General features: G+C 57.5%; 16 protein-coding genes and 1 pseudogene. 12 read left to right on the top strand and 5 right to left on the bottom strand.

Going from position 1 to position 14763, the window contains the following annotated elements; translation table 11 throughout:
• The first annotated feature begins 42 nt into the window (after positions 1-42).
• The 6 genes from HX839_RS17120 to HX839_RS17095 all read left to right on the top strand — a co-directional run bounded on the left by HX839_RS17120 (position 43) and on the right by HX839_RS17095 (position 7425).
• Entirely contained in the window at positions 43-4002 is a 3960-nt protein-coding gene (locus tag HX839_RS17120; protein ID WP_177067391.1) for a phage tail protein, read from the top strand.
• A 358-nt stretch (positions 4003-4360) separates the two neighbouring features.
• Positions 4361-4981, top strand: a complete 621-nt coding sequence (locus HX839_RS17115; RefSeq protein ID WP_256344720.1) for a hypothetical protein — start codon at positions 4361-4363, stop codon at positions 4979-4981.
• 198 nt (positions 4982-5179) lie between these two features.
• A complete protein-coding gene (locus tag HX839_RS17110) occupies positions 5180-5758 on the top strand; it encodes a hypothetical protein (RefSeq protein WP_177067389.1) in 579 nt (192 codons plus the stop codon).
• Positions 5759-6313, top strand: a complete 555-nt coding sequence (locus tag HX839_RS17105) for a tail fiber assembly protein (RefSeq protein ID WP_177067388.1) — start codon at positions 5759-5761, stop codon at positions 6311-6313. It begins immediately after the preceding gene.
• A gap of 57 nt (positions 6314-6370) precedes the next feature.
• Positions 6371-6904, top strand: coding sequence for a glycoside hydrolase family 19 protein (locus tag HX839_RS17100; protein WP_177040406.1), 534 nt, complete (start codon positions 6371-6373; stop codon positions 6902-6904).
• On the top strand, positions 6901-7425 hold the full coding sequence (locus HX839_RS17095) for a lysis system i-spanin subunit Rz (RefSeq protein WP_177067387.1): 525 nt from the start codon (positions 6901-6903) through the stop codon (positions 7423-7425). The genes HX839_RS17100 and HX839_RS17095 overlap by 4 nt, the downstream gene beginning before the upstream one ends.
• A 118-nt stretch (positions 7426-7543) precedes the next feature.
• Here the strand turns inward: HX839_RS17095 and HX839_RS17090 are convergent, their stop codons facing one another.
• Entirely contained in the window at positions 7544-8071 is a 528-nt protein-coding gene (locus HX839_RS17090) for a hypothetical protein (protein WP_177023111.1), read from the bottom strand.
• Positions 8072-8518: 447 nt separating this feature from the next.
• Between HX839_RS17090 and HX839_RS31610 the strand changes: the two are divergent.
• Positions 8519-8629, top strand: a pseudogene (locus HX839_RS31610) (lysis protein); the annotation flags it as partial.
• Between the two features lie 230 nt (positions 8630-8859).
• A complete protein-coding gene (locus HX839_RS17085; protein WP_177067386.1) occupies positions 8860-9147 on the top strand; it encodes a helix-turn-helix domain-containing protein in 288 nt (95 codons plus the stop codon).
• Here HX839_RS17085 and HX839_RS17080 read toward each other — a convergent pair.
• Entirely contained in the window at positions 9141-9827 is a 687-nt protein-coding gene (locus HX839_RS17080; RefSeq protein WP_177067385.1) for an SOS response-associated peptidase, read from the bottom strand. The genes HX839_RS17085 and HX839_RS17080 overlap by 7 nt on opposite strands.
• An 83-nt stretch (positions 9828-9910) precedes the next feature.
• On the opposite strand from HX839_RS17080, the gene HX839_RS17075 reads away from it, so the two are divergent.
• From HX839_RS17075 to HX839_RS17065, 3 genes are all read left to right on the top strand, one after another.
• Entirely contained in the window at positions 9911-10120 is a 210-nt protein-coding gene (locus tag HX839_RS17075; RefSeq protein WP_177067384.1) for a hypothetical protein, read from the top strand.
• Positions 10121-10216: 96 nt separating this feature from the next.
• Complete coding sequence (locus HX839_RS17070; protein WP_177067383.1) at positions 10217-10600, top strand: LexA family transcriptional regulator; 384 nt, start codon at positions 10217-10219, stop codon at positions 10598-10600.
• Positions 10601-10717: 117 nt separating this feature from the next.
• Positions 10718-10972, top strand: coding sequence for a DUF1652 domain-containing protein (locus HX839_RS17065; protein ID WP_102368986.1), 255 nt, complete (start codon positions 10718-10720; stop codon positions 10970-10972).
• A gap of 409 nt (positions 10973-11381) precedes the next feature.
• Here HX839_RS17065 and HX839_RS17060 read toward each other — a convergent pair whose 3' ends face one another.
• Both HX839_RS17060 and HX839_RS31605 read right to left on the bottom strand, forming a co-directional pair.
• Entirely contained in the window at positions 11382-12209 is an 828-nt protein-coding gene (locus HX839_RS17060; RefSeq protein ID WP_177067382.1) for a hypothetical protein, read from the bottom strand.
• 82 nt (positions 12210-12291) lie between these two features.
• A complete protein-coding gene (locus tag HX839_RS31605) occupies positions 12292-12426 on the bottom strand; it encodes a hypothetical protein (RefSeq protein ID WP_023658805.1) in 135 nt (44 codons plus the stop codon).
• 219 nt (positions 12427-12645) lie between these two features.
• On the opposite strand from HX839_RS31605, the gene HX839_RS17055 reads away from it, so the two are divergent.
• Entirely contained in the window at positions 12646-13674 is a 1029-nt protein-coding gene (locus HX839_RS17055; protein ID WP_177067381.1) for an alpha/beta fold hydrolase, read from the top strand.
• A 73-nt stretch (positions 13675-13747) separates the two neighbouring features.
• On the opposite strand, the gene xth is transcribed toward HX839_RS17055, so the two are convergent.
• Positions 13748-14566 (bottom strand): exodeoxyribonuclease III, encoded by an 819-nt coding sequence (xth, locus tag HX839_RS17050; RefSeq protein ID WP_102368989.1) that lies wholly within the window; start codon positions 14564-14566, stop codon positions 13748-13750.
• Between the last annotated feature and the right edge of the window lie 197 nt (positions 14567-14763).

Raw genomic sequence — 14763 nt, 5'->3', positions numbered from 1 at the left:
CAAGCCGGCCAAGAGCCGGTTTTTTATTGCCTGGAGGAAAGCATGGGCGCAGCACAGAATCTGGATGTTCACGGTGCCAAAGGTGGCGAGAGCAAGCCAAAAGCACCAGTAGAGGCGCCCGACAGCTTGCGCTCGACCAACGTGGCCAAGATCTTGATCGCCGTGGGCGAGGGTGAATTCGACGGCACACCAACCGCGCGCGACATCTTCCTCGACAACACGCCGATCCAGGATGGCAGCGGGAACTTCAACTTCACCAATGTAAAGTGGGATTGGCGCCCGGGGTCGGTTGAGCAGACCTATATCCCCGGTATCCCGTCTGTCGACAACGAAACCTCGCTGAATATCGAACTGCGCAGCGGCACGCCGTGGGTTCAGTCGGTGACCAATCTTCAGCTGTCGGCAGCGCGTATTCGCCTGGCCACACCGCGACTGGCGAGCCAGGACAGTGAGGGGAACATTGGCGGCTACAGCATCCAATACGCGGTCGACGTGGCCACCGATGGAGGGGCATATCAGGAGGTATTGGTTGGCGCCATGACAGGCAAAGCTACCACTCGTTACGAAAAGTCCATGCGTATCGATCTTCCACCTGCGACCAGCGGGTGGCTGATTCGATTTCGCCGCATCACTCCAAACCAGAACACCGATAAGATCGCGGACAGCCTGTTCATCGCCGGCTACACCCAGGTGATCGACGCAAAGCTGCGCTATCCGAACACAGCGCTACTGTTCATCGAGTTCGACGCCGAGCAGTTCACCAACATTCCGGCGGTCACCGTGAAGTGTAAGGCCCGCCGCTGGCAGGTGCCGAGCAACTATGACCCGGTGGCCCGCACGTACTCTGGCGCCTGGGACGGAACCATGAAGGAGGCCTGGACCAATAACCCGGCCTGGGTGACCTACGGGATCTGCACCCAGGACCGATTTGGCCTGGGTCGCCGCATCAAGCCGTGGATGGTGGACAAGTGGGAGCTGTACCGCATCGCGCAGTACTGCGACCAGATGGTGCCGGACGGTGCCGCAGGCGTTGAGCCACGCTTTCTGTGCGACATGAACCTGCAGGGTAAGGCCGACGCCTGGTCCTTGCTGCGCGACATCGCAGGTATTTACCGCGGCATGACGTACTGGGCCCAAGGTCAACTGGTCATGCAAGCTGATATGCCTCGGTCGCAGGACATCGACTACGTCTTCACCCGATCCAATGTAATCGACGGAAAAATCTCCTACGGCAGTGCGTCGGCCAAGACACGCTTCACGCGCTGCCTGGTCAGCTACGACAACCCACTGAACAACTACGACACCGACGTCACGGTCTATTCAGACCTGCCGCTCCAGCGCCGCCTGGGCGACAAACCGACGGAGATCAGCGCCATCGGCTGCACCCGTGCATCTGAGGCTCAGCGTCGCGCCAAATGGCTGGTGCTGAGCAACAACCAAGACCGGACTATCAGTTTCAGGACCGGCATGGAAGGCCGCATCCCATTGCCGGGCTTCATCATCCCCGTTGCCGACTCGCTGCTGGCGGGCCGTGAGATCGGCGGGCGCATTGCGGCTGCGACGGGGAAGGTCATCACCTTGGACCGCGACACCCTAGCCAAGGCCGGCGACCGCCTGGTGATCAACCTTCCCGGCGGACGGGCAGAAGGACGCACCGTGGAAAGCGTGAGCGGCCGCAACGTAACTGTGACCGTTGCCTACAGTGAGGCGCCGGCGGCACAGCTTCAGTGGGCAATCGACGCTGACGACCTTGCGATCCCTCTATATCGAGTGATGCGGACCGCACGGACGCCAGAAGGCGACTACGACATCAGCGCCTTGCAATATGAGCCTGGCAAGTTCGCCAGCATCGACACAGGTGCGCGCTTGGAAGAGCGCCCAATCAGTGTGATCCCGATCACCGTTGTTCCGGCACCTGCAAGCGTCACAGTTACATCGAACGTATCGATCGACCAAGGCCTGGCCATCAGCACCATGAACATTTCGTGGCCCGCTGTTGCTGGCGCCGTCGCGTATGACGTGGAGTGGCGCAAGGATAACGGCAACTGGATCAAGGTGCAGCGTACTGGCTCAACGAGCGTGGACGTCACCGGAATCTACTCCGGGGCCTACCTGGCTCGGGTGCGCGCGGTGAGCGCCTTTGAGATCTCGTCGATCTGGAAAAGCTCGAACCTGACCAATCTACAAGGAAAGGTCGGCCTGCCGCCGGCGGTGTCATTCCTGACCACCACCAGTGAGCTGTTCGGCATCGGCATCAAGTGGGGATTCCCTGCTGGTGCCGAGGATACCCAGCGCACCGAACTGTGGTATGGCCCTGCAAACAATCTTGGAGCCGCTACCAAGCTGGCCGACCTGGCGTATCCGCAGGCCGACTACCGCATGCAGTCGCTGTTGGCGGGCGCTCGCTTCTTCTTCTGGGCGCGCCTGGTGGACCGGACCGGAAACATCGGGCCGTTCTATCCGGTGGTGAACGGTGTGATTGGGCAGGCCAGTTCGCAGGCCGGCCCCATCCTGGACTTGATTGCCGGCCAGATTGGTAAAACCGAACTGGCTCAGGAGTTGGTCAAGGAGATCGAGTTGATCTCCGGCGACGGTCCGGGTTCTGTGAACGATCGCTTGGAGCAGGCCAAGCAGGAACTGGAAGACCTGATCGATCAGATCACGGACGCCCTGGTCTATGATCCGACCAAAACCTATGCCGCTGGCGACGTAGTGCGGCAGGGCCAGCACCTGTACCAAGCCATCGCGCCGGTACCGAAAAACACTACGCCTCCCAATGCCCAGTACTGGTTCGATATCGGCACCATTGCCGAGACAACCCAGGCCATGGCGTTGCAGATCCAGCAGAACAAGGCGTCCATCGACACCGTGGATGGCAAGGTCACGGCACAGGCCTCCGCCCTGCAATCGCTCCAGGCGAGTTGGAGGGAGGACAGCGGAGAGGGCGACCTGGCGGACGCCCTGAAAGGTTGGGATGCCACCGCCAAGTTCGCTGAGCAGGTCAAGGTTCAGGCCTCGGACAACCGAGCGCTGGTTGAGCGCACCACGTCGCTGGATGCGGCGGTAGGGCAGAACAGGGCCGGGCTTACCTCGCTTGAGCAGGTGGTAGCCACTGAAACCCTTGCAACGGCGACACGACTGGATCAGTTGAAAAGCAGCGTCGACGGCAACACTGCTGCAATTGGCAGCGAGGCATCGACAAGGGCTGATGCCGATAGTGCTCTTGGTACTCGCATCGATCAGATGGGGGTCACCGTCGGCAACAACGGCGCGGCGATCAGCCAAGAGGCAACCGCCCGGGCGAATGCGGACACCGCGCTCGGCCAAAGAATCGATAAGACACAGGCGAAGGTCGATGAAAACTCGGCAGCCGTTCAAACGGTCACCGATTCCCTAGCCGACACCACCAAGGCCGTCGCCTCACAGTCCACCACGCTTCAAGCTGTTGTTGGCGGCGGGCGGGACGGTACCGACGAGGGAGACCTGGCCAGCGCAATCAGCGAGGTGAAGAACAAGGCTGCGATCCAGATCACGGCCAGGGCCCAGGCTGACACCGACGGCAAACTGTCTACGATGTGGGCGGTGAAAATGCAGGTGAACGCCAATGGGCAGTATGTCGCCGCCGGGATCGGCCTGGGTATCGAGCAGAACGCCGACGGCTTGTTGCAAAGCCAGTTCCTGGTGAGTGCTGATCGGTTTGCTGTAGTTAACACAATCGATGGTGGTGCTTTCACCACGCCGTTTGTAGTTCAGGGCGGTCAGGTGTTCATGAGCTCCGCCATGATTCAGGACGGGACGATCACCAACGCCAAGATCGGCAACTACATCCAGTCGAACAATTACCAGGCAGGTATTACCGGCTGGAAGTTGTTCTTCGACGGGACATTTGAAATCAACAGCCCGCTCGGCGGCCAGGCACGCCAGGTAATCAACAACGCCGGTGGCAAGGTGTTCGATGAGAACGGTGTGAAGCGATACCAGTGGGGGGATCTTTCAGCATGAGCCATGGGGCGAGAGTTTGGGGGCCTACGGGCCTCCTTGAATTGGATGAGACCTCTTTCACCGTGCGCGTTATCTATTCAGCCCTAGTAACCCGGCCTGCCGGCACGCTGTATAGCGACATAGCGGTGCCTGGTTGTGATCCAGCCACCTGCAACGCGGTGTGCGTTCCAACCGCGCCATACCCTGAAGACCCCAGCGCACAGAACCTGAATGCAATCCAATACGAGCCTCAAGTCATGTCCGGGGTAGTTAGGGTTTGGTACGTTAACCGAAGCATAAATCCGTCGTCACCGCCGGCCCCAGGGTTGGCCACACAAAGGCTTTTAGTGATGAAGTACCGATAATGGCGTCTTATGGAATGTCGTTTACCAACGACTCAGGTGTCGTGGTCATCGATTCGGAGTTTGCCAGGTTGGTCGTCCTGTACAAAGGTGACTACAGCGGACCTATCGTCTTCCCGGCGCCGATAACCACCCAGGAACCGCCCTTGGTGTTTGTTCGCCCCAGTGCCTCGGTAACCATAAGTTACGCCAAGATAACCGGTACCGCAGGCAACTGGACGGGCTTCTCATTCTTGGGAATGGGCTCTGGAAAGTTCTTCGTAGCCGCGTTCGGCGGAGCAGTTCCGACGGCTAAATTCGGGTTTAGATTGTGGGATGGGCAAAGCAAGTTGTTGGTTGATAGCGGGACACCGTGTGCGCAGTTCACCCGCACGATATCGGCATGGACCTACATTGGATCCAGCACAACACCGCAGGGTCAGACCCAGGTCAACTTTACAGCGCCATCCCCCCTGGACTCCGGCGATTACATCATGATCAACAACATAGGGATGGATGTCAGTGCCGGTTCTAGCAAGGGCGCTAAGTTGTACTGCGTGTGGGACTACGCAAACAACCGGATTGTGATGTTTACGATTGGAGTCTCTAACGCTGCGACATTTTATGTGCCCGTGGTGTTCGCTAAGCCAGTGATTTAGCCGTTCACCAGATAATTCATTATCCAATAGCCGCCCTGAGCGGTTTTTTATTTCCTGGAGAAAAGTATGCCTTGGTACAGAGCCGGCACAGTTGCAGTTGCATTGAATTCAAATACGGTCACTGGCACAGGCACGTCGTTCAGTGCCAACGGGCGCGTAGGTGATGCATGGACTGGGCCCGATGGGCGCTGGTATGAGGTGACCAACATCGCCAGCAACACGGTGCTGACCATCTCGCCGAACTACCTGGGGGCGACAGTCTCCGCGGGTACGTACGCCCTGGCTCCGATGCAGGGCTACGTGAAGGACTCCGCCGATCAACTCCGGCAGATCGTCAACCAATGGGGCGCCACCCTGGCCGGCCTGGGCGCGGTCTCGACGGAAAACATTGTGCCGGTGGCGAAGGGCGGTACAGGGGCGACAACAGCCCCTGCCGCCCGGGCGATTCTCGGCGCATTGGCGGCTGGCGACTACGGGCTGGGTGGTTCAAGCATCACGGAGGCGGGCAGCCTGAGCACCCTGAACGTGACCAAGTTTTTCAACACGACAGCAGCCACGACTGGAGTTCCGATAGGCCAGGGCACCATAGATGGACAGGGGCATGGCATTCACAACCAGCACCCTAACGGCGCCTACGCAAATGAGATATGGACGGCGCTTACGACGAACAGGATGTTTTTCAGGATCCGGGCCGCCAGCAACTGGACGGCCTGGGCAGAGCTGTACCACACCCAAAACACGACCCGCGCCGCCGACGGCACACTGAAGGCTATCTAAATGACCACTCGTGCAGCAGTAAACATATTAGGCGCCGACGGCGCCGTCATTGATGTCACGTCTTTGGGCGTCAACACCATTACGACCGAGCACCCGGGCCCGGGACAGTACCTGGTGCACGGCACGCTTGGAATGGTCCCACCGCCAGAAGGCTGGGGCTACGCGGTGAATCAGGTCGATTCGGCCTGCTCGGTCGGCATCAGCTACAACGACGGCGTGCTGGCGGTAAGTGTGGGTAAGGACGGTGAGCCAACAGACTTGGCTCACAGCATCACCCTGCATGTGGCGGTGGAGTCACTCCCGACCGCGGCGTTACTTGAGCCAACTACATCTGGTGAGGCGCTGCTGGAAAGGGCCCTGGCAGAGATCGTGCGGTTGCGTGCCCTCGCTGACTATGCGATCGCGCCACTTCAGGACGCCGTGGATGTCGACGAAGCCACTGACGCAGATCTCGCGGCGCTCAAATCCTGGAAGAAATACCGAGTAGCGCTGAGCCGGGTTATCGAGCAGCCGCAATACCCGGATGCCATTGAGTGGCCTGTCGCGCCTGCGTAACTACCGACGTTCTACACCGCCCGCCCTGAGCGGGTTTTTTATTGCCTGGAGAAAAGCATGCCGATCACAGAGCAGCAGTTGCTACAGATCCTCCCGAACGCCGGCCGACAAGCCGGCGTTTTTGTTCCTGTGCTGAATACGGCCATGGCCAAGTACGGAATTGTCACGTGCCTGCGCATCGCTGCCTTCATCGCCCAGATCGGGCATGAGTCGGGGCAGTTCCGCTGGCTGAAAGAGTTGTGGGGCCCCACGCCGCAGCAGGCCGGCTACGAAGGGCGCTCCGATCTGGGCAACAAGGTCAATGGCGATGGCTTCAAATACCGTGGCCGCGGCCTGATTCAGGTTACTGGCCGGGCCAACTACGCTGCGTGCGGCGAGGCCCTGGGCCTGGACCTGATCAGTCGCCCGGAACTGCTCGAGCAGCCGCAATACGCTGCGATGTCGGCGGCCTGGTTCTGGTCTACCCGCGGGCTGAACACTCTGGCGGACCAGAGCGATTTCCTGAAGATCACCCGTCGTATCAATGGCGGCATCAACGGCCTGGAGGATCGCCAGGCTTTGTACAAAGTGGCGCTGAAGGTGCTGGCATGACGCCGGTGCAGAAGTTGGCCAGCCTGGCGGCGCTGATCCTGCTGGCTATGGCCGTGAGCTTCGGCGCTGCCTGGCAGGTGCAGGAATGGCGGTATGACGGGAAGCTGGCAAAGCAGGCGGGACAGTTCCAGACGGACCTTGACGCGATCGGCAATGCCGCTACCGCCCAGGCCCGCGCCGAGCAGGACAAGCGCCTTGCCACCGAGCAGCAACTGGCCGCTGCCGATCAACAACACACCAAGGAATTATCCGATGCCCAGCGCAACCAGGCTCTGCTGCGTGACCGCCTTGCTACTGCTGATGTGCGGCTGTCAGTCCTTCTCGACGCCACGGATTCAGCCGGTGGCTGCGACGTGCCTGCCGCCCCCGGCGCCGTCGGCGTGGTTCATGCAGCCCGTCGAGCCCAACTTGACACAGCGCATGCTCAAAGAATTATCGCCATCACCGATGCCGGAGACCAAGGATTGATCGCCCTGCGAGCCTGTCAGGCCTACCTAAAAGAGGTTTCTACACCGAAGTAAAAGGAGCGGCCGGGCAGGATGCGTCAACATCCACCCGGCCACCTTCCCCGCAGAACGTCCCTGCAAGTCCAGCCAAGACTCCTGTTTCGTGCACAAAGCGGAGCGAGCCTTGCACTGTTTATCCATTCAGTTTTATTGAGGTAAGTGTTTTTTTACCAAGAGACTGATATTCGTTGACATTGCTCTCAGTCATATTAAATGTTGCAATTATCAAATTATTATCTGATAGCATATATAGCTGCATATTCAATATGTCAGCATCGAGCCCCTTCGATGTAAATGTTATAAGCCATGCCTTATTGCCCCCAGCCTCGATCTGTGAAGCTTGAGGTGCTAAGTTTTTCATGGCGATTAAAATATTATCTTTGATTTCATCAATTCCAACTAGTTCCGGTTTTTTTAACTTTGATATGCCAAAAGATACAGAGCCGCTTTCATTGCTGTAAATAACCTGAGGTCTTCTTTTTGATGGATATTTAATTTCAGCTAGCTTTTCAGATAATGGTGTGAATTGCGTTGGTATTTCAACACTTAAGCCTAAAGATTTGATGTTCTCTAATCTCATGTTTGCGTCTAGCGCTGAAGCACTTGCCGAAAACATTAATAATAAGATAAATGCGGCTATATTTTTCCGTAGTTCAATCACGTAGTTAATCCTCAATCTTACCATTACATCTCTGCTTCGGTTTCAATCGTGACTGCTACCGGGGTGGAGGAGTCGCGAGTGCTTTTCCTACGGTATTCGGTAATGAATTTTACTCGGTAGTCCTGGAAAAAGAGCAGGATTGAACCAGAGCGTGGATGGGGAACGTGGTGCTAGAAACTGCTTAACCAGTAGCTCTTTTAAGCCCCGTTGAAACGTTTTTTCGCTCATATCCATGGATATCCCAGACAGTCCGTCGTTAAACCAAGCTAGCTCGATGCTTTCTGCAAAAACCTGACGCATATACGCTACCTATAGCAAGTCCTATTGACTGAGCGGTTGTCGTTGGTGTGTTAAATCCGGCAACCGCTCCTGTCATTATTGCGGATGCAGCACCTCTAAGGGTCGCCGGCTGTCCTGCGCCAGCGTAGGCTCCTACGCAAGCTAACCCAGCTTAACCCAACGCATGTTCAAAGAGTTATCGGCATCACCGACGCCGGGGATAATGCCGTGATCGCGCTGCGGGCGTGCCAGGCGTACGTCAGGGCGATTGCGCACTGAGGATGATGAGCTACGCTTTTGGCTTGGATGCTCAGGACGGCAATTCTCCATTAAAACTGACAGGCACTTATGGACAAGCAGCTGGCAGGGCTCTCTTTTCTTTTGACGCTGGGGTGGGTCGTTGCTGTGGTGGGCGTCATGTGGTTTTTCGGTAGATGAAGAAAACTGTAGGCGGGAACTTGCTCTGTATTCAATGGCTCCCATGAGTACACCCATTTGGATATACAGGCATGAGCATCGGTGCAAGATTGAAATCTGAACGCCTTAGACTTGGATTGTCCCAATCTGCCATTGGTGCGATTGGTGGAGTGGAAGTGAATGCTCAGGGAAGGTATGAGAACGGTATTCGTCTTCCGCGGGCGGATTACCTGGCATCGGTCGCGGAATCCGGCGTCGATATTCTGTTCGTGATTACTGGAAAGCGCACAGAGAACGGTAGTGCGGATTCGGCCAAGGCTGCTGAGGCGCTGGATAGCGCGACGGAGTGTCTTGAAAAGGCAAAAGAGCTCATTCACTGATTCATTATTTTATGTATCAACGCCGGCCCTTTGTTTCGCACATTGCCCACGGCAGTATCGACCTTGAACCACTCGAAAACCTCGGCCGGTTCGCCCTGGTGTAGCACCATCTGTTCTGCTCGCTCCTTGGGCGTGGCCGGGTCCAGCCATTCCCTAGCCAGGTCCGGCGTCAGCACCACGGGCCGCCGGTCGTGGATGTCCACCATTCCGCCGGCGCTGTCGGCGGTGATGATCACGAAGCCGTCATGCTCGCCTGGGCCTTCGTCGCTGTCGGGCAGTTGGCCAATGGCGGCGCACAGCACCGGCGCGCCATCCCGCCGGCGGATCAGGTAGGGCTGTTTCTTCGGCCCGCCTTCATCCACCCACTCAAACCAGTTATCGACGGGTGTGATTGCCCGGTGTGGCCAGATCGCGCGGAAGAACGGGCCGTGGGCCACCTTCTCTACGCGGGCATTGATCGGTGCAGCACGGTCCTTGGCCCAGTGCGGTCGCCATCCCCAGCGCACCAGGTCGGCATGCAGCAGATCGCCCTGCAGGTGGAGCAGGGCGACTTGGGTTGTCGGCGCGACGTTGTACCGCTCCAGGGGCAACTCACCCACGGAGTTCGCCAGTGCATTTGGCATGCTCAGCGCTGCAACGAAGTCATGAATGCCGCTGTACTGGGAAAGTCTTCCGCACATAGTCGTCTCCGCTCGTCGGCCCCAATGAACAGCCTGGGCCAGGCCAATCTCTACACTGTAGACACTGGCCCCGGGTATTCGTCATGGCAATAAACATCGATCAGATCAACGCAATGGAGGCGTGGTTTTCCCTGCGAAACGACCCGGACTTCAACTCAGCCACACCGGAGGAGCGTTACGAGAGGTGCTTGGCGTTGGTTGACGACATGAAAGAGCGCGGCGCAATCGACAGCGGCGAGTGGCGGGAACTGACCGAAGCGGCCGTCGTCGCGTACGCAGATGAGTTGGGCTGACGCGCCCGCTTGTCAGATATCTCTTACACCAAATTGACCGCAAGCCATCTGCGATATTAACTGTACATTCGTACAGTGTCTGTAAAAGGCTGCGTCATGAGCTTCTCAATTTTAGGTCCTATCGCCGAGGGTGGCACGAAGCTGCCCTTTTGCTCTTTTCGGGTACCCGCCGGCTTTCCATCGCCGGCGGCCGATCACATCGAGCAGCACATCTCATTGGATGAGGTCTTAAATATCAGGGCTCCGCACGTCTATCTGATCGCCATCACTGGCGAGAGCATGCAGGGCGCGGGTATTTTTGAGGGTGACTTGGCGGTCGTGGACCGATCTATTGAGCCGGCCCACGGGCACGTGGTCGTGGCGCTGCTGAACAATGACCCCATCTGCAAACGCCTGTGTAAGCGCGGGAAAGAGGTGCTTTTGCCTTCTAAGCTCCATGGCCATGCGACGGGCGGCTGCCAAGGTGGCAACGATGCGTGAACCACGTCTCAAAAATCAAACTAACATGTACTAACTTGAACGTTTTTACATTTAGGTTCCCTAAGCCACATCGCCGCGCCGAAAGGCCTCTATTCATTGGTTTTAAAGGGTCACGTGATGATCTCTACCTTAGAGTTACGCCATATAATTGAGACGGCGTTCCTTCCCACCCGGTGCGTGTGCTCGATCAGGTATGACTCACTCAACATTCAGCTCATCGACCCTATGACTCAGCAGGAATTGTTGACGGTCGCCGGGGTTGATCCAAAAACGTTGGGATCAAGCCGCGCAATCGCCAGGCTCGTTGCGGAGATAAAAGAAGAGGTCAGACTTCGAGGGGATGCTGCGCTGGAGGAAGTTGGCCAAGCCTGAAAAGGCAGCCCGCTCTTGTTCAGAGTTTTTGGGTATGTGTTCGATCGGCAGGACGCCGGGGAGGGGTTAATTCCTTTCCGCAAAAAAATGCCGGCCCTTGAATTTGCTGGGCTGTAGAGGGTCATTTTTATCTCTGATGCGGAAAGGAATTGCTTCTATGTCTATGTATTTAAAGGATTAGTTTTCGGACTTAAAATCCCCCGCTCGTAAGGGCGTGCCGGTTCGATTCCGGCTTCGGGCACCATCTAAAACCAAGGGTTTGCGGGCGAAAGCTGATGCAAGCCCTTGTTTGTTTCCGGTCGGCAATTTTTCAACAGGTCCGCAATCCACTTCGTTTGCGAGGCTTCCTTGCCTTCTGCGTTGCAGATGCACCGCCGGGTCATCGCAACAGTAGTGCGCTACCTCAACCTCAGTTCTTCGCCCGGCTCAATAGAAATTCGTACCGGCGCTTATCGATAAAGATCGAATAACGTAATCCTCCGTCGCCGCTCGGCTGAAGAATGCTGTGGGTCTTGGATTTATGGAAAGGGTGGCTGTAAAGAGAGGGAAGGTCTGAATAGGCATAGCTTTCAAAATGCAGTTCGTCGCCTACCCAATGCACCTCGTTGTACAGGAAGTGCCAGTTTTTGCTGGAAGCCATGTAGAGGTAGGCACTGCCGTTGGGACCCATGATGACTTCTACCTCCGGCTCGCCTTTGTCATTTGCCCACTTGCCAATATATCGCTCCATACCGGAGTGGGCAGGTATCCCGGGATCCGCTACAAAATCACTGGCCTTGAAAGGGGTTTTGCGCGCAGCTTCAGCGGCGGCGTTTGGATAAAGGGCACACAGCGGTGCGACGTTACTGACTTTTACGTAGTTGAAGGTCAGGCTCGTATCCGAAACATCCATGCTCAGCGTCATGGTCTGCGGGTCGAATGCCAGGACCTTCAGGTCGAAGTTGTCTGAAGGTGATTTGAGATGGATGACCTTTCCATCGTCGGACACCTTGAAGTCGCTCACTTCCTTTTCCTGGTGCTTCCCGGGTTCAGCGCAGTTGAATGGATGCAATGTGGCTTTGGCATCAGCGCTGTATTCGACCACGTTGGCAATTCCGTTGCGCAGAGGAACCATGGCCCAGATGCCAACTACGTTATCTTGAGTCGCCAGCGCGTGCGTCGAAGGCTTGGCGCCATGGTTGGCACACCCGGTCATCATCAACGTGGCCAGGGAAATTGTCAGAACGTTGATCCGCATCGGGCTTATCCATAAGAGTGTTCGCATTGATCCATCTGTCGCGGTTGGCGACCTTCTGGCAGGCAAGCATCATAAGGGATCGTTACGCTACGGTGCAGACCCAGAGGTGATTCTGCCGATAGGGCGCGCGGGTGAAGTGAACATCTGAAACCAGATGCATGCCTCGCTCTTGCAGGGCTTCGGTCAGTTGTACGAGTGTCTCTGCCTGGATAGTCATTGCTGTTACCTCGTCAGATTTACTGCGTTCATAATTCTTGACCGGCCGGGCAACTGGCTAATTCAAATTTTCTACAACGTTGATTGACGTGTGGTTGCTTCAGTTCTTTTGGTCCCGATCCCAGGATAAGCGCGACCTGAAAATACGCGGGCAGTGGTGCTCACGCACTCGAGGTGACCTACAGTGAAACATCGCGCCGGTATGACATGAGGAGATCCTATGTCCACTTTCAAGCTGACTTCGCGCGTCTTCAGTACGCCCCGTCACACAACGCATTATCTGGAGTCGGGACCTGCCGATGGGGCATTGATGATGTTCCTGCATGGTTGGCCCGAACTCGGTTTGATCTGGCGTGCACAGATGGAAGCGTTCGCTGCCCAAGGCTGGCACTGCGTCGCACCCGACATGCGCGGCTATGGCGGCTCTTCGGCGCCGGCCGCGATCAATGCGTACACGATTGAAAACATCGTGGCAGACATGACAGAGCTGCATGACCATCTCGGTGGAACGCCCGCCATCTGGGTGGGCCACGATTGGGGCAGCGTCGTGGCCGGTGAACTGGTCGCCCATGAACCTTGGCGCAGCCGCGGCGTTGTGCTGGTTTCGGTTCCGTACTTTCCTTCGACGAACGCGCTGGCGACGCTCATACCGCTGGTTGACCGAGGGATTTACCCAGTCGACCAGTATCCAGACGGCCAATGGGACTATTACCGCTACTACAACACGCATTTTGCGTCCGCCGTGGCTGATCTTGACGCGGACAAAGCAGCATCGCTGGCGTCGATTTATCAAAGAGGCGACCCTGCAAGCATCGCCAGGGTCGCCTCCAATGCCGAAGTGACCCGCAAAGGCGGGCGGTTTGGCGAAGCGCACCGGGCTCCCCCGACCCCGCCAGACCCGGCGCTCTGGCCCGAGACGGACTTCGCGGTACTGGTGCGCACGTTCGAGGAGCATGGTTTCCGCACGCCCTGCGCGTGGTATCTGAACGACGACGCCAACATCGAATATGCCCATCGCGCACCCGATGGCGGCCGCCTGTCCATGCCCGTCCTGTTTGTGAACGGTGATTACGACCCGATGAATACCATCAACGGCAATCAGTTGGGCGATCCAATGCGTGCGGCCTGCGCAGACCTCACAGTGGCGAGCCTGCCTGGCGGGCATTGGCTGCCGGTGGAGTGCAAGACCGAACTCGTTGCGGCCATAAGTCGCTGGCTGATGCTCGCGAAATTCGTGCCCCATCAGTAAGCCCGGATCACACCTTGGGATGGGTGAGTCGGGGACCGGCACGCGTGCCGGTAGTCAGCGTCGTGGCTTGTGATCAACTGCGTTTTGGCTTCTTTCTTGACCGGGTTTGCCGTGATGAGATCTCGATCCACGTCGGCGCATGATCACTGGCATGCTCTTCACCCCGTACCCATGCATCTACGCCGACGTTTTTCAGGTACGGCGCGAGTACCGGGTTGAGCAGCAGATGGTCGATGCGCAGCCCGGAATTCTTCTGCCAATGCTGACGGAAATAATCCCAAAACGTGTACACCCGCTCTTCCGGGTACAGGTGCCTCAGCGAGTCGATCCAGCCCTGGGAAAGCAGCCTTTGAAAGCACTCACGGCTTTCTGGCTGGAGGAGGGCATCCTTGAGCCATGAGCGGGTGTTGTAGATGTCCAGGTCGGTGGGCACCACGTTGTAGTCACCGGCCAGGACCACCGGATGTTCGCTGGCCTGCAGTGTTGCAGCGTGGGAGATCAGGTGCTCGAACCACGCGAGCTTGTAATCAAATTTTGGCCCGGGTTGAGGGTTGCCGTTGGGCAGGTACAGGCATCCGACAATCACGCCATGGACAGCCGCTTCCAGGTATCGAGACTGCGAGTCGTCCTTGGCTCCCGGCAGGCCCTTATGGATCAAAAGGGGTTCGGAATCCCGCGCGAGAATTGCCACTCCGTTCCAGGATGCCTGGCCATGGTGCAATGAGCCATAGCCCGCCGCCTCAAGTTCTCCAGCGGGGAACGCGTTGTCTTGCGCCTTCAGTTCCTGCAGGCAGACGATGTCCGGGCGCTCCTTTTCCAGCCACTGCAGAAGGTTGGGCAGTCGCGTCTTTATGCCGTTGACATTGAATGTCGCGATCTTGAGGTTCTGCATGGCGTCGGTCCTTCAATGTGCCGGGTGCGCCGGGTGTTCGGCCACCGTGGGGGTAGGGGGCATACCCTTGCTCATTTGGCGATGTCCCCTATACCGGTTTAGTCGCAAAGCCTCTTTTCGACTACAGCAAGCCTGCTTTTGCTCACTGACATTACGACCGGAACCTGTTTTTGAAACGACCATTGGTGTCATTTTCC

Source organism: Pseudomonas sp. I8001, assembly GCF_013385345.1.
Lineage (GTDB): Bacteria > Pseudomonadota > Gammaproteobacteria > Pseudomonadales > Pseudomonadaceae > Aquipseudomonas.
Note: the sequence above shows the minus strand (reverse complement) of the source record. Positions and strands in the feature narration are given on the sequence as shown.